Origin of the sequence: Rhodopseudomonas palustris HaA2, assembly GCF_000013365.1 — a bacterium.
GTDB lineage: Bacteria > Pseudomonadota > Alphaproteobacteria > Rhizobiales > Xanthobacteraceae > Rhodopseudomonas > Rhodopseudomonas palustris_J.
This window is the reverse complement of record NC_007778.1, coordinates 3285308-3307621: the sequence shown is the minus strand read 5'-3', so window position 1 is coordinate 3307621 and position 22314 is coordinate 3285308. Positions and strand designations below refer to the sequence as shown.

The 22314-nt window shown below is 66.7% G+C and carries 18 protein-coding genes and 2 tRNA genes; 13 read left to right on the top strand and 7 right to left on the bottom strand.

The annotated features are described in order from the left end of the window. The first annotated feature begins 37 nt into the window (after nt 1-37). Genes RPB_RS14625 through RPB_RS14615 form a run of 3 tightly spaced genes read left to right on the top strand, consistent with a single transcriptional unit; the run spans nt 38 to nt 7007 of the window. Nucleotides 38-3154, top strand: coding sequence for a multidrug efflux RND transporter permease subunit (locus RPB_RS14625; protein ID WP_011441787.1), 3117 nt, complete (start codon nt 38-40; stop codon nt 3152-3154). Then, nucleotides 3154-6267: an efflux RND transporter permease subunit gene (locus RPB_RS14620; RefSeq protein WP_011441786.1), complete on the top strand. Its 3114-nt coding sequence runs from the start codon at nt 3154-3156 to the stop codon at nt 6265-6267. Before RPB_RS14625 ends, RPB_RS14620 begins: the two co-directional genes overlap by 1 nt. Before the next feature lie 8 nt (nt 6268-6275). Further along, nucleotides 6276-7007, top strand: a complete 732-nt coding sequence (locus RPB_RS14615) for a tRNA-uridine aminocarboxypropyltransferase (protein ID WP_011441785.1) — start codon at nt 6276-6278, stop codon at nt 7005-7007. A 4-nt stretch (nt 7008-7011) separates the two neighbouring features. Here the strand turns inward: RPB_RS14615 and RPB_RS24605 are convergent, their stop codons facing one another. Further along, nucleotides 7012-7176 (bottom strand): hypothetical protein, encoded by a 165-nt coding sequence (locus RPB_RS24605; protein WP_157038827.1) that lies wholly within the window; start codon nt 7174-7176, stop codon nt 7012-7014. A gap of 79 nt (nt 7177-7255) precedes the next feature. On the opposite strand from RPB_RS24605, the gene RPB_RS14610 reads away from it, so the two are divergent. Further along, nucleotides 7256-8029 carry an exodeoxyribonuclease III gene (locus RPB_RS14610; protein WP_041798734.1) on the top strand — a complete coding sequence of 258 codons (774 nt, stop codon included), beginning with the start codon at nt 7256-7258 and terminating at the stop codon, nt 8027-8029. A gap of 116 nt (nt 8030-8145) precedes the next feature. Beyond that, nucleotides 8146-8219 (top strand) — tRNA-Cys (locus RPB_RS14605). An 84-nt stretch (nt 8220-8303) separates the two neighbouring features. Here the strand turns inward: RPB_RS14605 and RPB_RS24895 are convergent. The 3 genes from RPB_RS24895 to RPB_RS14590 all read right to left on the bottom strand — a co-directional run bounded on the left by RPB_RS24895 (nt 8304) and on the right by RPB_RS14590 (nt 9656). Beyond that, nucleotides 8304-8477, bottom strand: a complete 174-nt coding sequence (locus RPB_RS24895; protein WP_011441783.1) for a hypothetical protein — start codon at nt 8475-8477, stop codon at nt 8304-8306. Nucleotides 8478-8719: 242 nt separating this feature from the next. Then, nucleotides 8720-9022 carry a hypothetical protein gene (locus RPB_RS14595; RefSeq protein ID WP_011441782.1) on the bottom strand — a complete coding sequence of 101 codons (303 nt, stop codon included), beginning with the start codon at nt 9020-9022 and terminating at the stop codon, nt 8720-8722. A gap of 559 nt (nt 9023-9581) precedes the next feature. After that, nucleotides 9582-9656: transfer RNA gene (locus RPB_RS14590), tRNA-Asn, on the bottom strand. A gap of 246 nt (nt 9657-9902) precedes the next feature. Here RPB_RS14590 and RPB_RS14585 point away from each other — a divergent pair. From RPB_RS14585 to RPB_RS14560, 6 genes are all read left to right on the top strand, one after another. Further along, nucleotides 9903-10571: a protein-L-isoaspartate O-methyltransferase family protein gene (locus RPB_RS14585; RefSeq protein WP_011441781.1), complete on the top strand. Its 669-nt coding sequence runs from the start codon at nt 9903-9905 to the stop codon at nt 10569-10571. A gap of 204 nt (nt 10572-10775) precedes the next feature. Further along, nucleotides 10776-12167: a TolC family outer membrane protein gene (locus RPB_RS14580; RefSeq protein ID WP_041798261.1), complete on the top strand. Its 1392-nt coding sequence runs from the start codon at nt 10776-10778 to the stop codon at nt 12165-12167. A 290-nt stretch (nt 12168-12457) separates the two neighbouring features. Next, nucleotides 12458-13288 carry a PopZ family protein gene (locus RPB_RS14575; RefSeq protein WP_011441779.1) on the top strand — a complete coding sequence of 277 codons (831 nt, stop codon included), beginning with the start codon at nt 12458-12460 and terminating at the stop codon, nt 13286-13288. Nucleotides 13289-13429: 141 nt separating this feature from the next. Then, nucleotides 13430-16300 carry a valine--tRNA ligase gene (locus RPB_RS14570; protein ID WP_041798733.1) on the top strand — a complete coding sequence of 957 codons (2871 nt, stop codon included), beginning with the start codon at nt 13430-13432 and terminating at the stop codon, nt 16298-16300. Nucleotides 16301-16540: 240 nt separating this feature from the next. Then, complete coding sequence (locus RPB_RS14565; protein ID WP_011441777.1) at nt 16541-16723, top strand: hypothetical protein; 183 nt, start codon at nt 16541-16543, stop codon at nt 16721-16723. Nucleotides 16724-16940: 217 nt separating this feature from the next. Further along, on the top strand, nt 16941-17669 hold the full coding sequence (locus RPB_RS14560; RefSeq protein WP_011441776.1) for a hypothetical protein: 729 nt from the start codon (nt 16941-16943) through the stop codon (nt 17667-17669). A gap of 61 nt (nt 17670-17730) precedes the next feature. Here RPB_RS14560 and RPB_RS14555 read toward each other — a convergent pair whose 3' ends face one another. Beyond that, on the bottom strand, nt 17731-18336 hold the full coding sequence (locus RPB_RS14555) for a DNA-3-methyladenine glycosylase (protein WP_011441775.1): 606 nt from the start codon (nt 18334-18336) through the stop codon (nt 17731-17733). Nucleotides 18337-18491: 155 nt separating this feature from the next. On the opposite strand from RPB_RS14555, the gene lipA reads away from it, so the two are divergent. Both lipA and RPB_RS14545 read left to right on the top strand, forming a co-directional pair. After that, nucleotides 18492-19451 (top strand): lipoyl synthase, encoded by a 960-nt coding sequence (gene lipA / locus RPB_RS14550; protein WP_011441774.1) that lies wholly within the window; start codon nt 18492-18494, stop codon nt 19449-19451. A gap of 24 nt (nt 19452-19475) precedes the next feature. Beyond that, complete coding sequence (locus RPB_RS14545) at nt 19476-19949, top strand: type II toxin-antitoxin system RatA family toxin (protein ID WP_011441773.1); 474 nt, start codon at nt 19476-19478, stop codon at nt 19947-19949. 342 nt (nt 19950-20291) lie between these two features. Here RPB_RS14545 and RPB_RS14540 read toward each other — a convergent pair whose 3' ends face one another. Then, nucleotides 20292-20927 carry a CinA family protein gene (locus RPB_RS14540; RefSeq protein ID WP_011441772.1) on the bottom strand — a complete coding sequence of 212 codons (636 nt, stop codon included), beginning with the start codon at nt 20925-20927 and terminating at the stop codon, nt 20292-20294. 2 nt (nt 20928-20929) lie between these two features. Then, nucleotides 20930-22135, bottom strand: a complete 1206-nt coding sequence (locus tag RPB_RS14535) for a bifunctional 2-C-methyl-D-erythritol 4-phosphate cytidylyltransferase/2-C-methyl-D-erythritol 2,4-cyclodiphosphate synthase (RefSeq protein ID WP_011441771.1) — start codon at nt 22133-22135, stop codon at nt 20930-20932. Between the last annotated feature and the right edge of the window lie 179 nt (nt 22136-22314).

Genomic DNA, 22314 nt, shown 5'->3' with positions numbered 1-22314 from the left:
TGTGACGACATGAAGCCGCAGCGCTGAGGACAGAAGCATGAGCGTCTCCGAGCCGTTCATCCGGCGCCCGATCGCAACCTCGCTGCTCGGCGTGGCGTTGCTGCTCGGCGGCGTGCTCGGCTATTTTTCGCTACCGGTGTCGGCGCTGCCTCAGGTCGATTTTCCGACCGTGCAGGTCTCGACCCGGCTGCCGGGCGCGAGCCCCGACGTGGTGGCGTCGCTGATCACCGCGCCGCTGGAGCGGCAGCTCGGCCAGATTCCGTCGCTGACGGCGATGACCTCGACCTCATCGTTCGGCGTCAGCCAGGTGTCGCTGCAGTTCGACCTCAACCGCGATATCGACGGCGCCACCCAGGACGTTCAGGCGGCGATCAACGCCGCCGCCGGCATCCTGCCGAAGAACCTGCCGTACCCGCCGACCTACGCCAAGGTGAACCCGGCCGACGCCCCGGTGATGACGCTGGCGCTGACCTCGACCACCGCCTCGCTGCGGGCGATGAGCGACATCGCCGATACGATGCTGGCGCAGCGGCTGGCGCAGATCAGCGGCGTCGGCCGGGTCGCGGTGCTCGGCGGATTGAAGCCGGCGGTGCGGGTCCAGGCCGATCTCGCCCGGCTCGCCGCCTATGGCATCTCGATGGAAGACCTGCGCACGGCGATCGCCGGCGCCAATGTCTCCGGCCCGAAGGGCTCGCTCGACGGCGCGCAACAGGCCTACACCATCGCCGCCAACGACCAGATCGCCACGGCAGAGGCTTACAAGCCGATCATCGTTGCCTATCGCAACGGCTCGCCGGTGACGATCGGCGACGTCGCGAATATTCTCGATGGATTGGAGAACGACCGCACCGGCGCCTGGTACCAAGGCACGCCCTCGGTGATCCTCGACATCCAGCGCCAGCCGGGCGCCAATGTCATCGAAGTGGTCCGCGGCATCCGCGCCGAGATCCCCAAGCTGCAACGCATCATCCCGGCCGGCGTCAAGCTCACCGTGGTCAGCGACCGCACCGAGACGATCCGCGCCTCGGTCAACGACGTGCAGTTCACGCTGCTGCTCAGCGTCGGGCTGGTGACGCTGGTGGTGCTGCTGTTCCTGCGCTCGATGCGGGCGACGATCATCGCCGGCGTGGCGCTGCCGCTGTCGCTGATCACCTCGTTCGGGGTGATGTATTTCGCCGGCTTCAGCCTCGACAATCTGTCGCTGATGGCGCTGACGATCGGCACCGGCTTCGTCGTCGACGACGCCATCGTGATGATCGAGAACATCGTCCGCCATATGGAGGAGGGCGAAAACCCGATGCAGGCGGCGCTGTCCGGCGCCTCCGAAATCGGCTTCACCGTGATCTCGCTGACGATGTCGCTGATCGCGGTATTCATCCCGCTGTTGTTCATGTCGGGCCTGGTCGGCCGGATGTTCCGCGAATTCGCGCTGACGCTGACGATCGCCGTGGTGACGTCCGCCATCGTGTCGCTGACGCTGACGCCGATGATGTGCTCGCGGCTGCTCAAACACGCCCACGAGGAGCGCCAGGTGCCCGGCCTCGCGGCCATCACCCGCTGGATCGATCGCGGTGCCGAGGCCTATCACCGCAGCCTGCTCTGGGTACTGAAGCATCAGCGCGCCACGCTGGTGGTGACGTTCCTCACCATCGTGGCGACGCTGGCGCTCTATGTGGTCGCGCCGAAGGGCTTCCTGCCGCTGCAGGACACCGCCTCGATCACCGCCGTGACGGAGGCCGGGCAGGACGTCTCCTTCGCCGAGATGCAGGCGCGGCAGACCGAGGCGGCCGACGCGATCAAGGCCGATCCGGACGTGATCGGCGTGGTGTCGGTGATCGGCGCCGGCACGGTCAATCCGACCACCAATGTCGGCCGGCTGGTGATGACGCTGAAGCCGCGCGGTGACCGCAAGGCCGGCGTCGCCGAGGTGATCGAGCGGCTGAAGCAGCGGGTGGCGTCGATCCCCGGCATGACGGTGTACTTCCAGGCGGTGCAGGACGTGCAGATCTCGACCCAGTCGAGCCGCTCGCAATATCAGTACACGCTGACCGCCACGGATGCGGCGCTGGTCTCGGAATGGGCGGCGAAGCTGGTCGCCGAGCTGCGCGACGATCCCTTGTTCCGCGACGTCTCGTCGGAAGCGCAGGAGCGGGGCCTGCGCGCCGCGCTCGACGTCAATCGGCAGCGCGCCGGCCAGCTCGGCGTCAGCCTCCAGGCGATCAACGACACGCTGAACGACGCCTTCGCGCAACGTCAGATCTCGACGATCTACGGCCAGGCCAACCAGTACCGCGTGGTGCTGGAGGCGATGCCGATTTACCAGAAGGACCCGTCGATCCTGTCGAAGCTGTACGTGCCCGGCACCGACGGCGCGCAGGTGCCGATCTCGGCGGTGGCGGAATTGAAGCGGACCACCGCGCCGCTGTCGATCTCGCACCAGGCGCAGTTTCCGTCGGTGGCGCTGAGCTTCAATCTGGCGCCGGGGGCGTCGCTCGGCGAGGCGGTCGACGAGATCAAGGTGATCGAGACCCGGATCGGGATGCCCGGCAGCATCGTCGGCGTGTTCTACGGCGACGCCGCCGAGTTCTCGAAATCGCTGTCCGGCCAGCCCTGGCTGATCCTCGCAGCACTGGTGACGATCTACATCGTGCTCGGCGTGCTGTACGAGAGCTTCATCCACCCGATCACCATCCTGTCGACGCTGCCCTCTGCGGGCGTCGGCGCGATCCTGGCCTTGATGCTGTTCGGGCAGGACCTCTCGGTGATCGGGCTGATCGGCATCATCCTGTTGATGGGTATCGTCAAGAAGAACGCGATCATGATGATCGACTTCGCGCTGGAGGCGGAGCGGCACAAGGGGATGTCGTCCTACGACGCGATCGTGCAGGCCTGCCGGCTGCGGTTCCGTCCGATCATGATGACGACGCTGGCGGCGCTGTTCGGCGCGCTGCCGCTCGCGGTCGAAAGCGGCACCGGCTCCGAGCTGCGGTTTCCGCTCGGCATCTCGATCATCGGCGGCCTGCTGCTCAGCCAGTTGTTGACGCTGTACACCACGCCGGTGATCTATCTGGCGCTCGACCGGATCAACCGGAAGTTCGAGCGGGCGCTGCCGCCGGCGCCGCCGCTGGCCGGCCCGGCGGAGGAGGCGCGCTGATGGCCTCGATGTCCGGGCCTTTCATCGCCCGACCGGTCGGCACCACGCTGCTGGCGATCGGGCTGTTTCTGCTCGGCATGGTGTCCTACGCCGTGCTGCCGGTGGCGGCGATCCCCAACGTCGATTTCCCGATGGTGATGGTGACGGCGTCGCGGCCGGGCGCGGCACCCTCGGTGATGGCGGCGACGGTCGCCGCGCCGCTGGAGCGGCGGCTCGGCGAGATCGCGGGGCTGGACAAAATCACCTCGACCAGTTCGCTCGGCACCACGCGGATCCAGTTGCAGTTCTCGATCGGCCGCAACATCGACAAGGCCGCCCGCGACGTCCAGGCGGCGATCAACGCCTCGGTCAGCGACCTGCCGACCGACCTGCCGACGCTGCCGAAATTCCGCAAATTCAACTCCGCCGCGGCGCCGGTGTTCATCCTGGCGCTGACCTCCAAGACGATGCCGGTGAGCGCGATCTACGACGTCGCCGACACCGTGCTGGCGCAACGCATCTCGCAGGTGCCCGGCGTCGGCGACGTCACGGTCTCCGGCGCCGACCAGCCGGCGGTGCGGATCGCGCTCAATCCGGTGGCGCTGTCGAATGCAGGCATCGCGACCGACGACGTTCGCACCGCGATCATCAACGCCAATCCGGTCGGCCCGGTCGGCACCTTCGACGGCGACCGCCAGAGCGAGACGATCGCGACCAATCCGCAGATGCGCACCGCGGCGCAATTCCGGGACATCGTGATCAAAAGCGGCAACGGCAACACGCTGCGGCTGTCGGACGTCGCCACGGTGTCCGACGCCACCCGCAACAGCCGTCAGATCGCCTGGTACAACAAGCAGCCCGCGGTGCTGATCCAGATCACCAAACAGGGCGACGCCAACGTGATCGAGACGGTCGATCGCGTGAAGGCGCTGCTGCCGGAACTGAAACGCTGGATGCCGGCGTCGGTGGAGATCTCGGTGGTGACCGACCGCACCGGAACGATCCGCGCCAGCGTCGACGACATGCTGTGGACGCTGCTGGCCACCGCCGTGCTGGTGATGGTGGTGGTGCTGACCTTCCTCCGGCGGCTGACGCCGACGATCGCCGCCGGCGTCTCGGTGCCGCTGGCGCTGGCCGGCACCTGCGCCGGGATGTGGCTCACCGGCTTCTCGATCAACAATCTGTCGCTGATGGCGCTGGCGATCGCGGTCGGCTTCGTCGTCGACGACGCCATCGTGATGATCGAGAACATGTACCGCAATCTCGAGCGCGGAATGGAGCCGGTCCGCGCCGCGACCGAAGGGGCGAAGCAGATCGGCTTCACCGTGCTGTCGATCAGCCTGTCGCTGGTCGCGGCGTTCGCGCCGCTGATCTTCATGGACGGGCTGGTCGGCCGGCTGTTGCGCGAATTCTCGCTGACGCTGACCTATGCGATCGCGGTGTCGACCGTGGTGTCGCTGACGGTGACGCCGATGATTTGTGCGCATTTCATTCGCGCCGAAACGACGCCGCGCCAGCCGAACTGGTACGACCGCGTGGTCGACGGCACGCTGAACCGCATCGTCGGATTCTATGCCTGGACGCTGCGCGCGGTACTCGGCTTTCCCGGCCTCACCATGCTGGTGTTCTTCGCCACTATCGCACTGACCGTGACGCTCTACGTCAAGGTGCCGAAGGGCTTCTTCCCGATCGACGATTCGGGCTTCGTGATCGGATCGACGCGCGCTTCGGCCGACGTCTCGTTCCAGGCGATGCGCAAGCTGCAGGAACAACTCGCCGACATCGTGATGGCCGATCCCGCCGTCGCCGGCGTCGGTTCGGTGCTGGGCGGCGGCGGCGGGCCGGGCGGCGGCGGCTCCAATCGCGGCACCATGTTCATCAATCTCAAGCCGTCGGCGGAGCGCGACGGCGTCACCACGCAGCAGGTGATCGACCGGCTGCGCCGCCAGCTCGGCCAGGTCGCCGGCATCCGGCTGTTCATGTTCGCGGCGCAGGATCTGCGCGCTGGCGGGCGGCAGAGCGATTCCAATTATCAGTACACCATCGCCAGCCCGGACCTCGATCTGTTGCAGAAATGGGCGCCGATCATCGGCACGCGGATGCAGACGGTGGAGGGCATCACCGACGTCTCCAGCGACCGCGACGACGGCGGCCTCGAACTGACGCTGTCGATCGACCGCAACATGGCGTCGCGGCTCGGCGTCTCGGTGCAGGACATCGACAACGCCCTCAACAACGCGTTTTCGCAGCGTCAGATCGCGACGATCTATACCCAGCGCAACCAGTATCAGGTGGTGCTGGAGATCGACCCGAAATTCCAGAACGACCCGACCGATCTGGATCGGATCTTCGTCGCCGGCGCCGATGGCGCGCAGGTGCCGCTGTCGGCGGTGGTGAAGGCCAGACGCGGGCTGTCGCCGCTGGCGGTGTTCCACTCGCAGTCGATCCCCTCGACCACGGTGTCGTTCAACCTGCTGCCGGATGTGCCGTTGCAAGACGCGACGGCCAATATCCAGCGCGCGGTCGACGAATTGCACATGCCGGAGGGCATCCGCGGCTCGTTCGACGGCACCGCCGGCGATTTCGGCGCCGCCTCCAGCAAGCAGCCGCTGCTGCTGCTGGCGGCCCTGATTGCGATGTACATCGTGCTCGGCGTGCTCTACGAGAGCCTGGCGCATCCGCTGACGATCATTTCGACGCTGCCCTCCGCCGGTCTCGGCGCGCTGCTGGCGCTGTTGGTCACCGGCACGCAACTGACGGTGATCGCGTTCGTCGGCATCATCATGCTGATCGGCATCGTCAAGAAAAACGGAATCATGATGGTGGATTTTGCGCTGGAGGCCGAACGCGTGCGCGGGATGTCGTCCGCGGACGCGATCTTCGAGGCCTGCATCGTCCGCTTTCGGCCGATCCTGATGACCACGCTGGCCGCCTTGTTCGCCGCGATCCCGCTGGTGGTCGCGGTCGGGCCCGGCACCGAGCTGCGCCGGCCGCTCGGCATCACCATCATCGGCGGATTGTTGGTGTCGCAGGTGCTGACGCTGTACACCACGCCGGTGATCTATCTGCTGATCGACCGGGCGCGACAATGGCGCAGGCGCAAGCCCGCGCCCGTCGCGGCCCCCGCGGAGTAGGCGACACCATGGCAACCCCGTCGAAACCCCAGACGCCGCCGCGCGCCGAGCCGATCCCGGAATGCGCGCGCTGCGGCAAGCCGCTGCCGCTGTGCATCTGCGACAGCGTCGAGCCGCTGACCAGCAAGATCCAGCTCCTGGTCCTGCAGCATCCGCAGGAGCAGGACCGCGGGCTCGGCAGCGCGCGGCTGGCCGCGCAGCATTTCGACAACGCCGTGGTCAAGATCGGGCTGTCGTGGCCGAGCCTGTCGAAGGCGCTCGGCCGCACCGTGCACGATCCGTCGCGCTGGGCGGTGCTGTATCTCGGCTCGGCGCGTGCGTCGGAGCTCGCCACCGGCGCCGAGATCATCGCGATCGATCGCAAGGGCCAGGCCGAGCCGTATCAGGACGACATTCTCGACAGCATCCAGGGCGTGATCCTGCTCGACGGCACCTGGAGCCAGGCCAAGGCGCTGTGGTGGCGCAATGCCTGGATGCTGAAATGCCAGCGCGTGATCCTCGATCCGGCGGCGCCCTCGCGCTACGGCAAGCTGCGCAAGGAGCCGCGCAGCGACGGCCTGTCGACGCTGGAAGCCGCCGCGCTGTTGCTCAGCCGGCTGCAGCATCGCCCCGACATCGAGACCACGCTGCTGGCCGCGTTCGACCGCATGCTGGCGCGCTATCGCGAGGTCCAGGCGGAGATGCCGGAGCTGGCGCCGAAGCCGAAGAAGCGGGACTACCGTCGCAAGAAGCGCGGGTGAGGTGCTAACCCTTTTCGGATTCGCGTTTGGCCGCCGCGGCGTCTTCGGCCGCGCCCGGCGAGGGATTGTCGCCGGTGCCGGGCGCCTGCTGCTGGCCCTTGGTCGCCGCCGGATCGACGGTGGCCGCGCGGCCCGCGATCGGGGTGGGCTGATGGTCGTCTTTGGACATGATGGCCTCCTGCAATGAACAGCCATGCAACTGCCGCCCGACGCACGCGTTCCCTCGTGGAGCGAGCGAGGAAGCGCCCCTGAAGATCGCCACCTTCAACGTCAACAACGTCAACAAGCGGCTGCCGGTGCTGCTCGGCTGGCTGAAGGCGGCGAAGCCGGACATCGTCTGCCTGCAGGAGCTGAAGGCGGCGCAGGACGACTTTCCGGAAGCGGCGCTGCTCAAGGCTGGCTATTCCGCCGCCTGGGTCGGACAGAAGACCTGGAACGGTGTCGCGATTCTCGCCCGCAAGCGCGCCGAGATCGTGGTCACCCGCCGGGCCTTGCCGGGCGACGCCAAGGATCTGCAGAGCCGCTATCTGGAAGCCGCGGTCGCCGGGATGATCGTCGGCTGCCTGTACGCGCCGAACGGCAATCCACAGCCCGGGCCGAAATTCCAGTACAAGCTGGCCTGGATGAAACGGCTCAACCGGCATGCGGCCAAGCTGCTGAAGAGCGGTGTGCCGGTGGTGCTGGCCGGCGATTTCAACGTGGTGCCGACGCCGGCCGACATCTACCCGACGCGGTCGTGGGACAAGGATGCGCTGCTGCAGCCGGAGCCGCGGGCGCTGTTCGCCGCCTTGCTGAAGCAGGGCTGGACTGACGCGCTGCGCGCGCTGCATCCCGAGCAGGCGCCGTACACGTTCTGGACCTACTGGCGAAACCGGTTCGAGCGCGACCACGGGCTGCGGATCGATCATTTGCTGCTCGACCCGGCCAGTGCGCAGCGGCTGGCGCGCGGCGGCGTCGACCGCGCGATCCGCGGCGCTCCGGACGCCAGCGACCATGCGCCGGCCTGGATCGTGCTGAAATAGAGCGGCGCGCCGGTCCGCCGCGACGGCAGGAGAGGCGGGGATCGCAGCCTCGGCGCATTGGTCCGGCGCGAGGCTGTTGCCTCTCCGGCTCCGGGCCTATAGAAGTCCGCCGTTGGGGCCACGTGGCGGAGTGGTTACGCGCCGGTCTGCAAAACCGTTTACTCGGGTTCGATTCCCGACGTGGCCTCCAACCATCCCAGCCGAATTCCAGCGCGATCGACGGTCGGAGCGGGCAGGCGACAACAGTCGCCTGATCGGACGCGTCGCCGTGGTGTCAGGACGCGTGAAAGTCGGACGGGAACGGGATCAGCGGCCATTCGATCGAATTGTCGTTGGCGGCGCGGCGCATCGACATCACCTGACCCGGCATGCGGGCATTGTCCTGGTCGCCTTCGGCGAAAGCGTGGCTGACGTCGTCCAGCAAACGGGCGTATTCGGCTTCACTCATGGTCGGCTCCCTGTCGAGCCGCACTGTGCCGAGTACATTTTGGGTTCAGGTTGAACCGATCATTCGAATTTTATCGATCCCCGTTTTTTCGCTGCGAGCCGGGTGCCTGATCGAGCGCTGCGGGATCAATCGATTATGGTTGATACTTCGTTGCGACGACGCATCCGCCCGGCGTCGAACCGGCACCCAGCAAAAAGCCGCCCCCGAAGGGACGGCTTTCGCTCACAGCCTTTGCGCGCTGCTTACTGGCAGAGATGCATCCGGCCGTCTTCGCCGCGGAAGGTGGTGCCGGGCATGCAGACGAAGCCGTTGCGCCGGGCGTAGGATTCGGTGACGCCGCCGTTCCATCCGTAGTCCTGCTGGTAGCCGGTCTGGAACGGCGCGGTAGCGATCGCGCCGGCTGCGCCGATCGCGCCGCCGACCACGCCGGCGGCGACATTGCCCGGCCAGAACGCATTGCTGTCGCGATAGTGACGGCGCGCCTGATGCGTGCCGTTATACGGGCTGTTCATGTTGTAGCCGCGGCAGTCCGCGTTCGGATACATCTGCGAGCAGGCGCCCGGATATTGCGCGGCGCGCTGCGCCGAGGCGGGGGTGGCGATGGCCAGCGCAACGGTCGCTGCAGCAGCGGCAAAAGCGATTGATCGAAACTTGGGAGGGTCTCCTGTTGATGATCTTGATCACGTCGATCCCGATAGCGACGCAACGTGATGCAGGGAGAGAGGTTCCCGCGATGCAACAGGCCCGTTTCAATGCAGCGTGAGCAGTCGACCTTGATCAGGGGCGCATGGGCCGCGCGACTGCCGCCAGAGCGAGTCGATGGGCCGCGACGGATCGGATCGGGGCAACCGGCCCGTCACGCGCGCTTGCAATGCGCGGAGGGTGCCGGTCGCGGATCAGGGGTGCGCGAGCGGGCGCTGCATGTGGATCGCGCGAACCACGAGGATTTGATGGGTGCGCACCCGACCGGACGATCACGCAGTGAGCTGCGCACGCAGTGAGTTGCGGCGCGACCAGGAGCACGCCGCTCGCGGTCGATCGCCGTCGTCGGTCGCCATCGTCGAGCGACGGCGCCAGATCGATGGCGATGTCCGAAAAAAATGTTGGCTCCCCGGGCCGGATTCGAACCAGCGACCAACCGGTTAACAGCCGGTTGCTCTACCACTGAGCTACCAGGGAACGAGGCGAAGCGAACTTCGCGGGGCAGCGTATAACAAAGCCGTTCGGCAATGGAAAGCGGAAATCCACATGTCGTGACGCCGGAATGACGCCGCCGCCGATCGGGCCGACTCGCTCTTTCATCTGGTGTTTTCCGCGTCGATCAAAAGGGGCGCCGGCCCGGTGTTTTGCAGGGTTTGCGGATTGTTGCGTTTTCGACCGCGTTGCATCATGGATGGCGCGGCTTCACCTCTGCAGGGAACACCGATGTCCGATTTCGCACGCGCACGCTTGAACATGGTCGACGGTCAGATCCGGCCGCACAGCGTGACGGACTGGCGAATCATCGATGCGATGCGGGTGGTCCCGCGTGAGGCGTTCGTGCGGGACGATCAGAAGTGTCTGGCCTATCTCGACCAGGACATCGATCTCGACGGAACCGGCGGCGACTTTCGCCATGTGCTGCTCGATCCGACCGTGACGGCACGGCTGCTGCAATCGGCCGAGATCGGCCATGGCGAGAATGTCCTGGTGGTCGGCGGCGCCACCGGCTACGTCGCCGCGCTGGTCGCCAAGCTGGCGGATCGGGTCGTCACCACGGTCGACGACGAAGCGATGGCCGCGCAGGCGAGGGCGACTCTCGCCGAACTCGGACTGGCCAATGTGACGGTCCGCGTCGCGCCGTGCGGCGAAGGCGCGCCGGCCGACGCGCCGTTCGACGTCATCATCCTCAACGGCGCCACCGAAATCGAGCCAACCGGGCTGTACGACCAGCTGAAGCTCAACGGCCGTCTGGTCGGGGCATTCGCCACCGAGCGGCCGCAGCGGGCCACCGTGATCACCCGGTCGCATTGCGATTTCGGATCGCGGGTGCTGTTCGATACCTCGGTCCCGGTTTTGCCGGGCCTTCGACGGGTTCCAACCTTCGTTTTCTAGCGCAATCGGACGAATTTCCGTTGCAAAACAGAAGTGTGGCCCGGATGCCCCAATTCAGAAGTTTCAGCCGGCGGGAAGCGGCGGGGGTTCCTTCGCTTCGTTCGGTGTCTTAATGTTCGGCGGGACTTGCGGCGGCTGAATGCCGGCGTGATACGCAGGGTTGCTCGCCCCGCGGTAATGAACTGCAAGATTGGATTGCCTGGGATGAATGGGGTGAAGCGGTTATCCGGTCTTATGACTGCCGGCGTCGTTCTGGCGTGTTTGGGTCCGGCCCCTGTGCTGGCCGAAACGATCGAGGCTGCCTTGATCCGCGCCTACCAGACCAACCCCCAGCTCAATGCCCAACGCGCCTCGGTGCGCTCGACCGACGAATCGGTTCCGCAGGCGCTGTCGGGCTATCGTCCCAAGGTTTCGGTGACGGCGAGCGGCGGCTATCAATACACCGACGTCGCCGGCGTCCAACTCGGCAACCGGTATCAGCTCAACGGCACGCAGGTTCCGCGGTCGGTCGGCATCACCGCGACGCAGACGCTGTTCAACGGCAACCAGACCGCCAACCGCACTCGCGCGGCCGAGGGCCAGGTCTCATCGGCGCGCGAGGGACTTCGCGTGCTGGAACAATCCGTGCTGCTGTCGGCCGCGACCATCTACATGGACTATCTGCGCGACGCGGCGACGGTCGAGGTGCAGAAGTCCAACGTCCGCGTGCTCGACCAGACGCTGAAGCAGACCAACGACCGCTTCAATGTCGGCGAGGTCACCCGTACCGACGTCGCGCAATCGCAGGCGCAGCTTGCGGCCGGTAACACCCAGTTGCTCACCGCCGAATCCAATCTCACGACCACCCGCGCGAATTACCGCCGGATCATCGGCAGCGAGCCGACCGGGCTGGCGCCGGGATCGCCCGTCGATCGCTTCCTGCCGGCAACGCTGGCGAAGGCGGTCGAACTCGGCATGGTCGAGAATCCGAACGTCACCTCGGCGATGTACGGGGTCGACGTCAATTATCTCAACGTGAAGATCAACGAAGGCGCGCTGTTCCCGACCGTCACTCTGCAGGCGAACGCGCAGCAATCATGGGAATCGTCGATCACGACGAGCAAGCAGTTCGTCGCCGGGGCGACCGCCCAAGTGTCGATTCCGATCTATCAGGGTGGCTCCGAATATTCGCTGATCAGGCAATCGAAGGAATCGCTGGCGCAGCAGCGTCTCTATCTCGAGCAGGTGCGCGACCAGACCCGCGCGACCATCGTGCAGGCCTGGGGCCAGCTCGAAGCGGGCCGGGCCCAGGTCGCCTCGGCACAGTCCCAGGTCAAGGCATCGGAGATCGCGCTTAACGGCGTGCGCGAAGAGGCGCGGGCCGGCCAGCGCACCACGCTCGACGTCCTCAACGCGCAGCAGGCGCTGGTCAATGCGCGGGTGTCGCTGGTGACGGCGCAGCATGATCGCGTGGTGGCGTCGTATTCGGTGCTGAGTGCGATCGGGCGGCTGGCGCCGCAGGTGCTCGGCCTGAAGACCGATGTCTACGATCCGAGTGTGCACTACCATCAGGTCCGCGATTCCTGGGTCGGCGTTCGGACGCCCGACGGTCGCTGATCTCGTCCCGGACGGCGCGCCGTTTCGGCGCGCGTCGTCTCCCTTGCTTGCAAACAATTCGTCGCGTGCCGTAGCGTAGTCGGTATGGTCGGAGGCGATTCGTGTCGCCCACGCATGATCGCGTGTCGCTTCGCGATGCGTGGCGTGCCGACCGTCGATCGCACGGCACTTGAGCTGGGGACAAGTCGGGCGTTCGCTGATGAAAGTCGGCCGCGCCGATCCGGAACCGGGCCGTCCCGCAGAGCTTTGGTGTACAACGCCGACAAGGGCGTGATGATGTGGAGTCGGAGATGACGCAGCCTGCAAGGGCCCAAGAGCCTTCCATGGAGGAGATTCTGGCGTCGATCCGTCGTATCATCGCGGACGATGAAGCCAAGCCCGCGACCGCGGCCAAACCGCCGGTCGCCGCCGCCCCGAAGCCGGAGCCGCCGAAACCGGTTCCAACGCCGAGCAAGCCCGCGGCCATGACCCCACCTCCGCCCGCCCCGAGCCCGGCCCCGCAGGCCGCAGCCCCCAAGCCAGTCGCGCCGCCGAAACCGGCGCCTGCGCCACCGCCGCCCGCGCCGGCCGCGGCGGAGGCCAGCAACAATCAGGACGACATCGACGCGCTGCTGGCGGGGCTCGATGCCTCGACCACCGAGGAAGAGGTGCGGCCGCCGCAGCCCGACGGCGACGTGCTCGAACTGACCGACGAGATGGCCCTGCCGGAGCCTGAGCCGGAGCCGGAGCCGGAGCCTGCTCCGACGCCGACCCCGCTGCCGCAGGCGTCGTACCGCAAGCCGGTCGAAGACGATCTCGAATTCGCCGAAGCCGCGGCGCCCAGGCCGGCGGCGCCGGAGCCGAAGCCGGCGATGCCGGAGCCCGCCTACCAGCCGTCGACATCCTCCTGGTCCGAGGATCCGCCGCAGGCGCCGATCATGTCGCGCGCCACGGTGTCGGCCGTGGAATCGGCGTTCAATTCGCTCGCCAACACGGTGCTCAGCAACAACGCGCGCACCCTCGAGGATCTCGTCAAGGAGATGCTCCGGCCGATGCTGAAATCCTGGCTCGACGACAATCTGCCGACCCTGGTCGAGCGGATCGTGCGCCAGGAAATCGAGCGGGTGTCGCGCGGCCGCTAGGCGAGGGCGCTCCGCTGCGGGGCGCCGGTTCGAATTGCTGGTCTTCCCCATGTTGACTTGCGGCGCGCCGGCGGGTTTCTAGCCGCGTACCGGATGCGCGCGCTCGCCCGCCCGGCAAGCCCCCATTTTGATTGCATGGCCATGATCGAGAAAACCTACCAGCCCGCCGACATCGAAAGCCGCATCGCGCGCGCCTGGGAAGACGCCGAGGCGTTCAAGGCCGGCCGCGCCGACCGCCGCGACGCCGAGCCGTATTCGATCGTGATCCCGCCGCCGAACGTCACCGGCTCGCTGCATATGGGCCACGCGCTCAACAATACGCTCCAGGACATCCTGTGCCGGTTCGAGCGGATGCGCGGCCGCGACGTGCTGTGGCAGCCCGGCACCGACCACGCCGGCATCGCCACCCAGATGGTCGTCGAGCGGCAACTGATGGAGCGGCAGGAGCCGGGCCGGCGTGAGATGGGCCGGGCGAAATTCCTGGAGCGGGTGTGGCAGTGGAAGGCCGAGAGCGGTGGCGTCATCGTCAACCAGCTCAAGCGGCTCGGCGCCTCCTGCGACTGGTCGCGCGAGCGCTTCACCATGGACGAGGGCCTGTCCCGCGCGGTGGTGAAGGTGTTCGTCGAACTGCACCGGCAGGGGCTGATCTACAAGGACAAGCGGCTGGTCAATTGGGACCCGAAGCTGCTCACCGCGATCTCCGATCTCGAAGTGCAGCAGATCGAAGTGAAGGGCCATCTCTGGCACCTGCGCTACCCGCTCGAAGGCGTGCCGTTCGATCCCGAGAATCCGTCGAGCTACATCGTCGTCGCCACCACGCGGCCGGAAACCATGCTCGGCGATACCGCGGTCGCGGTGAATCCGGACGATGATCGCTATGTCGATCTGATCGGCAAGCACGTCGTCCTGCCGCTGGTCGGCCGGCGGATTCCGATCGTCGCCGACGAATATTCCGATCCCGAGAAGGGCTCCGGCGCGGTGAAGATCACGCCGGCGCACGACTTCAACGATTTCGAGGTCGGCCGCCGGCACCACCTGCCGCAGATCAACGTGCTCGACATCGAGGGCCGCATCGCGGTCGCCGACAACAGCGCCTATCTCGACGGCCTGCCGGAAGGCGCGCGCGACTTCGCCGCCGAGATGGAAGGCGTCGATCGATTCGTCGCGCGAAAGATCATCGTGCAGCGGCTCGACGATTTCGGCTTCCTGGAGAAGATCGAGCCCAACGTCCACATGGTGCCGCATGGCGACCGATCGGGCGTGGTGATCGAGCCGTTCCTGACCGACCAATGGTACGTCGACGCCAAGACCATGGCGCAGCCGGCGATCGCCGCGGTGCGCTCGGGTGCGACGAATTTCGTGCCGAAGAACTGGGAGAAGACCTACTACGAGTGGATGGAGAACATCCAGCCCTGGTGCATTTCACGGCAATTGTGGTGGGGCCATCAGATCCCGGCCTGGTACGGGCCGGACGGCCGTGTGTTCGTCGCCGAGACCGAGGAAGAGGCGGTGGGCAATGCGCTCGGCTATTATGTCGAGCAGGAGGTGCTGACACCCGAGCAGGCGCACGACATGGCGGAAGATCCGCTCAAGCGCGAGGGCTTCATCACCCGCGATGAAGACGTGCTCGACACCTGGTTCTCCTCGGCGCTGTGGCCGTTCTCGACGCTGGGCTGGCCGGACGAGACGCCGGAGCTCGATCGCTACTACCCGACCAACGTGCTGGTCACCGGCTTCGACATCATCTTCTTCTGGGTCGCCCGGATGATGATGATGGGGCTGCACTTCAAGAGCGATGTGCCGTTCCCGACGGTCTACATCCACGCCCTCGTCCGCGATGAGAAGGGCGCCAAGATGTCGAAGTCGAAGGGCAACGTCATCGATCCGCTCAACCTGATCGACCAATACGGCGCCGACGCGCTGCGCTTCACACTGGCGGCGATGGCGGCGCAGGGCCGCGACATCAAGCTGGCGTCGAGCCGCGTCGAAGGCTATCGCAACTTCGCCACCAAGCTGTGGAACGCCTGCCGCTTCGCCGAAATGAACGGCTGCGCGGCGCCGAAGGAATTCGACTACACCGCGGCGAAGGAAACGCTGAACCGCTGGATCGCGCACGAGGCGGTGCGCGCGACCCGCGAGGTCACCGAGGCGATCGAGAGCTATCGCTTCAACGACGCGGCGGGCGCGGCCTATCGCTTCGTCTGGAACGTGTATTGCGACTGGTATCTCGAACTCGCCAAACCCGTGCTGATGGGCGAGGAGAGCGCCGCCAAGGCCGAGACCCGCGCGATGGTGGCGTGGGCGCGCGACGAGATCCTCAAACTGCTGCATCCGTTCATGCCGTTCATCACCGAGGAGCTGTGGGCGGTGACGGCGTCGCGTGACGGCCTGCTGGTGCTGGCGCCGTGGTCGCGCAAATCCGGGATGAGTGACGAGCAGATCGCGGTGATGAGCGCGTCGGCGGCGAGCGATCCGATGGTCGGGGCGGCGCTGCTCAGCATTCCGGCCGCTGCGCCGGACTTCACCGACGACGCGGCCGAAGCCGAGATCGGCTGGGTGGTCGATCTGATCACCGCGATGCGCTCGGTGCGCGCCGAGATGAACATCACGCCGGCGACGCTAACGCCGCTGGTGCTGGTCGGCGCCTCCGCCGCCACGCGCGGCCGCGCCGAGCGCTGGAGCGACGTGATCAAGCGGCTGGCGCGCGTCGGCGAGATTTCGTTCGCCGACAGCGCACCGCAGGGCGCCGTGCAGTTGCTGGTGCGCGGCGACGTCGCCGCCTTGCCGCTGAAAGGGCTGATCGACTTCGCCGCCGAGCAGGCGCGGCTGGAGAAGGAGCTCGGCAAGGCCGAAGCCGACATCAAGCGCGCGGAAGCCAAGCTGGCCAACGAGAAATTCGTCGCCAACGCCGCCGAAGAAGTCGTCGAGGAAGAGAAGGAAAAGCGCGAGGCCGCGGTCGCCCGCAAGATGAAGATCCTCGAAGCGCTGCTGCGGATCAAGAACGCGTCGTAACCGTCTCATTCAAGGCAGTGCCGTCATCCTGAGGTGCTCGCGCAGCGAGCCTCGAAGGGTGACAGCCACGGTGTGTGTGGCTCATCCTTCGAGACGCCCGGCTGCCCTGCGGGCTGCCGGGCTCCTTAAGGATGACGCGTCGGTGACAAGGCGACGCGGAACGCTGCTGTTGATCCGCGCCAAGGACGCGCGTGGGTCGTCTTGTCTGGGATCGGCGCATCTCAACAGGATCCGCGCCCGATGCTCGCCGTCGTCAAGATCGTGCTCTCCTTCGCCCCCTGGCTGTCGTTTCTGATTATCGCCCGCGCTTTGTCGGAGCTCGGCTACGAGCTGATCTCCTACGCCATCCTGATCGGTACCGCGATCTTCACAGCCTGGTATCCGGAGCATTTGCGCCGCGCACGGGCGGCGATGCGGTCGTAGAGTTGAACGTTGCGACAAGTCGATCGTTATCATCACTGGTAAACGATGACCGATCGATGTCGTCATGATGGTAACTAATCACTTGTTGATGGATAGTTCTTTTCGTTGCTGCTTTGTGTTAAATTGCAACTTATTGTTCGCGTGCCTAGCGTTATTCTCATTTCACGGCGGGAGCGGTCATCCCGATCCGCGCCCCGCGATTTGGGAGGGGCATTTCATGATCACGCTGAAGTTTCTATCCGGCTGTTTCGTGGCCGCATTGGCGGCACAGCTGGCATTGTGGCCCACCGCTGCGGCTGCGCAGCCGGCCGGCCACGGAATCTCGGAGGCGCAGGCGGAGATCTCGTTCCGCGAAGCGGTCGACGATTTCATTTCCAAGCAGGTTGTGACCAACGACTACAGCCGCGTGCGCGTCCGGCTGTACAATCTGGTTCGCGTCTACAATCCCAAGATCGGTTGGATCGCGATCGCTGAGTTCGACGGCGCGGTGGTGCCGAACAAATGGATGCCGGGCGAAACCCAGAAATACTACCACGGCATCATCAAGATCGCCGCGGACAAGAGCGGGATGCCGCAGGCGCCCGTGATCAACGAGGGCCAGGGTCTGTGGGAGAGCGAAGCGAAGGTGGCCAATCTCTACAAGGAACTGCAGGAGGACGTCGGACAATGGAAGGACTGGGTCGGCGACCGGATGGCGCCGCGCGCGCCAAGCAGCACGGCGACGGTCGTGCCCAATGTCACGGGGCCGCAGTTTCCTCTTCCGGTCGGTCCGCCGTCGACGAAGCCGAACACCGGCGATCCGGCGATCCGGCAGAAATATGCCGAGATGAATGCCCTGAAGACGAAGTGTTTTGATCGGAACAATCCCAATCGGCAGAAGGATTGCGCGGACTACCAGAAGCTGTATCAGGAGTTGACCGGGCAGATCGCCAATATTCCATTTTAGCCGCGGTGATCTTTCGGACGGTCGCCGGGGCGGTCGTGGCGCAGGCGGTGCGAATGATCGGCTATTTGAAGGGGACGCTGACGAACCGCGACCCCTTCAGCCCGAACCGCCACGGATAGTCCGCCGCCTTGGTGATGCCGATGCGCGGGCCGGTGACGATGTCCGGCTCGCCGATCCGGCGATGGATCGCGAATGGCGGGGCGTCGAGTGGCAGGCCGTTGTGGGCGATGCTGATGCCGAGCGCCTGGGCCAGCTTGCCGGGGCCGGAACAGAGGCTGCGCGCGTCGTCGAGGCCGCGGCGGGCGCGCATCGCTTCCACCCCGTGGGTCGGCTGCAGCGCGCGGATCAGCACGGCGCTGGCCGAGCCCTCCGCCTCGCAGACGACATTGACGCACCAATGGATGCCGTAGGAGCGATACACATAGGCGAATCCGGGCGGACCGAACATCACGGCGTTGCGCGCGGTCTGCCCGCCGTAGGAATGCGCCGCCGGGTCGGTGTGGTGATAGGCCTCGACCTCGACGATGACGCCGCCGACACCCTCGACTAACAGCGTCGCGCCGATCAGCTCGGGTGCCACCTCGTGCACGCTGCGCGCGAAGAAACGCCGTCGGAGCGGCGGGCCGAGCGCGCCGGGCGCCGGGGCGGAAACGCGGGAGGACATCATGGGGCCGAGGGCTCGCGAGGGCGGGCAGCGCCGCGCGCCGCCGGAATGCCGAGAAATCGAGCATTATTCCAAGGGATAAGCGCCCGCAAGCAGCCCGGGTTGCGGGACGGGGGCGCTCGGATTAGGTAGGGTTCTCGCTCACCTTCAGGCAGCCCATGGTCGTCCTCGTCGATACGGTCTCGTCCACCCCCGTCCGCCCCCGGCATCCGGAGAAGGCGGCGCGGCCGGACGCGCTGTCGCCGAAGAAGCCGGACTGGATCCGCGTCCGCGCGCCGACCACCCGCGGCTATGGCGAGACCCGCTCGATCGTCAAGGAGAACGGCCTCGTCACGGTGTGCGAGGAGGCCGGCTGCCCGAATATCGGCGAGTGCTGGGACAAGAAGCACGCCACCTTCATGATCATGGGGGACACCTGCACCCGGGCCTGCGCGTTCTGCAACGTCAAGACCGGGATGCCCGGCGCGCTCGATCCGAACGAGCCGGCCTATGTGGCTGAAGCCACCCGCAAGCTCGGGCTCGAACATCTGGTGATCACCTCGGTCGACCGCGACGATCTCGCCGACGGCGGCGCCGCGCATTTCGCCGCGACCATCCGCGCGGTCCGCGAGGCGTGCCCGACCACCACGATCGAAATTCTCACGCCGGACTTTTTGCGCAAGGACGGCGCGCTCGAGGTCGTGGTCGCCGCCAAGCCGGACGTGTTCAACCACAATCTCGAAACCGTGCCGTCGCGCTACCTGTCGGTGCGGCCGGGCGCGCGCTACTTCCATTCGATCCGGCTGTTGCAGCGGGTGAAGGAGCTGGACCCGACGCTGTTCACCAAATCCGGCATCATGGTCGGGCTCGGCGAGGAGCGCCACGAGGTGTTGCAGGTGATGGACGATCTGCGCTCCGCCGAGGTCGATTTCCTCACCATCGGGCAATATCTGCAGCCGACCCGCAAGCATCACGCGGTGATGCGCTACGTCACGCCGGACGAGTTCGGCGGCTACGCCAAGACGGCTTACGCCAAGGGCTTCCTGATGGTGTCGGCGAGCCCGATGACGCGCTCTTCGCATCACGCCGGCGACGATTTCGCCAAGCTGCGGGCAGCGCGCGCGGCGCTGGCGCGCTGAGTTCAGGACGCCGGGTTCGCAACGATGCCGCAATTTTCCAGCAAGCGCCGGGTGCCGCACAGCGCCGAACAGATGTTCGATCTGGTCGCCGACGTCGAGCGCTATCCGCAATTCGTGCCGCTCTGCAAGGCGCTGAAGATCCGGCAGCGCACGCCGCAGGACGACGGCACCGAAGTGATCATCGCCGACATGACGGTGTCGTTCAAACTGGTGCAGGAAACCTTCACCAGCCGCGTCACGCTCGACCGCGCCAATCTCAAGATTCTCGTCGAATATCTGCAGGGCCCGTTCAGCAATCTGGAAAACCGCTGGACCTTCGTGGCGAAGACCGAGCGCGCCAGCGAAGTCGGCTTCTTCATCGCCTATGAATTCAAGAGTCGCATCCTGGCGACGCTGATGGGCGCGATGTTCGACACCGCCTTCCACCGCTTCGCCGCCGCCTTCGAGAGCCGCGCCGATCAGGTCTATGGCGGCGCCCCGAAGCTGTCGCGGGCGTAGTGCTTCGTCATTGCGAGCGAAGCGAAGCAATCCAGCGCGCCGAGCACAAGCGTCTGGATTGCTTCGTCGCGGAGCCTGTGCCCGGACGGCGCAAAGCGCCGATCCGGGTGCTCCTCGCAATGACGCTGAGGTCTAGCAATAACGGGATCCCTCTCGCCACACTCCCTCGTCATCGCCCGGCTTGTCCGGGCGACCCGGTATTCCAGAGCGCTTCGAAAGAACACGTGCGCTCTGGGATACTGGGCCCTCCGCTTTCGCGGAGGGTGACGGCGATGGCGGGGCCATGCCGTGCACCTCCTGTCGCCGCAAGATCGCACGTCGCCGCGACGCGTGACGTCGTCGCTAAGTCTTCTTCGGCTTGACCGGCCGCTTCGGCGGCACGCGCTTGCTGGCGGCGGTGCGCCTCGGCGAGCGGGCGACGCGTTTGTGCAGGCCGGTGGCGGCTGTGCGCTTCGCCTTCACCGCCGGCTTTGGGCCGCGTGCGACCTCCAGCAGCATCCGCAATGCTTCGACGACGGAACGCTGACGCACATTGCTGCGGCCGATCGCGCCGAAGCGCTGCTCGCGATGGGTGATGCGGCCGTCGCGCGCCGCCACCGCAAAATGCACAAGCCCGACCGGCTTGCCCGGGGTCGCGCCGCCGGGGCCGGCGATGCCGGTGATCGACACCGCCAGATCGACGTCGGCATGCTCCAGCGCGCCGACCGCCATCGCCAGCGCAGTCTCCTTGCTGACGGCGCCGAAGGTGGTGAGCGTCGCGGTCTCGACGCCGAGCATGTCGTGCTTGGCTTCGTTCGAATAGGTGACGAAGCCGCGGTCGATCACGTCGGACGAGCCGGGGATGTCGGTGAGGGCGCCGGCGACCAAGCCGCCGGTGCAGGATTCAGCCGTGGCGATGGTGAGCTTGCGCGAGCGGCAGAGGTCGAGCAACGAGCGGGCCAAGGCACGGGAATCGGTGCGGGCGTCGTTGCCGCTCATCGTCAGGAGGCCTGTCCTTCGGCGCCCCAAGGGGACCAAGGCAGCCGGATGGTGGCCGACGCGGTGGCGGCGATGCCTTCCTCGCGGCCGGTGAAGCCGAGCCGCTCGCTGGTGGTCGCCTTCACGGCGACGCGCGACACCGGAACGCCGGTGATCTCGGCGATGCGCTGCCGCATCGGGTCGCGCAGCGGGCCGATCTTCGGCCGCTCGCAGATCATCGTCACTTCGAGATTGGCGATGCGGCCGCCGCGCGCGGCGACGCGGTCGACCGCGTATTTCAGGAACTTGTCGGAGGCCGCGCCCTTCCATTGCGGGTCGGTCGGCGGGAAGTGCGAGCCGATGTCGCCGTCGGCCAGCGCGCCGAGGATGGCGTCGACCAGCGCGTGCAGTCCGACGTCGCCGTCGGAATGCGCCAGGAAGCCGCGATTGTGCGGCACCTTCAGCCCGCACAGCCAGACGTGATCGCCGTCGCCGAAGGCGTGGACGTCGTAGCCGGTGCCGGTGCGGATGTCGCCGAGCGCCGCGGTGAGGCGGCTCTCTTCGCGCGAGAAGTCTTCCGGCGTGGTCAGTTTCATGTTGGCAGCATCGCCCTCGAACGTGGACACCGTCAATCCCGCCCATTCGGCGATCGCGGCGTCGTCGGTGAAGTCATCGCGACCATCGCGCGCGGCGCGGCGGTGCGCGTCGAGAATCACGTCGAAACGGAAGGCCTGCGGCGTCTGCGCGATCCGCAATTGCGCGCGGTCCGGCGTCGCCACGACGCAGCCCTCGGCATCGACCTGCTTGACGGTGTCGTTGACCGCGATCACCGGCAGCGCCGCGCCGGTCTGGCCGGCCGCGACGATCGCACGCGAGATCAGATCCGGCGTGACAAAGGGACGCGCCGCGTCGTGGATCAGCACGATGTCGGGGTTCAGTTCGGCCAGCGCTTCCAGCCCGGCGCGAACCGACGCCTGCCGGGTCGCGCCGCCACCGACCGCAGGTCGGAAATCGAGCCCGGCGACCGCCTCGTTGAACGTCGCGGTGTCGTCCGGATTGGTCACGGGCTGGACCGCAAAGACCTCCGGGTGCGTACAAAACGGCTGCAAAGCCCTGGCAATCACCGGCCGTCCGGCGAGCGTGCGGTATTGTTTGGGGCCGCCCGCGCCAGCGCGGAGGCCGCGGCCGGCGGCGACGATGATGGCGGCGGTACGGGGAGGTTTCTGCATCGGCAAGGATCAGTTTCTCGATCGGGGACAGCAGGCGAGGGGGCGGGGAGAGCCCTTAGCATGCCTGAGCGTCGATTCCGCGTGATTCGCGCGCCGTCAGGCGGGAGAATTGCTGCAACGCACTTGCATGTCTGGTATAACTGGCTAAACTGTAGGCAATGACCTATAATGCTCAAACA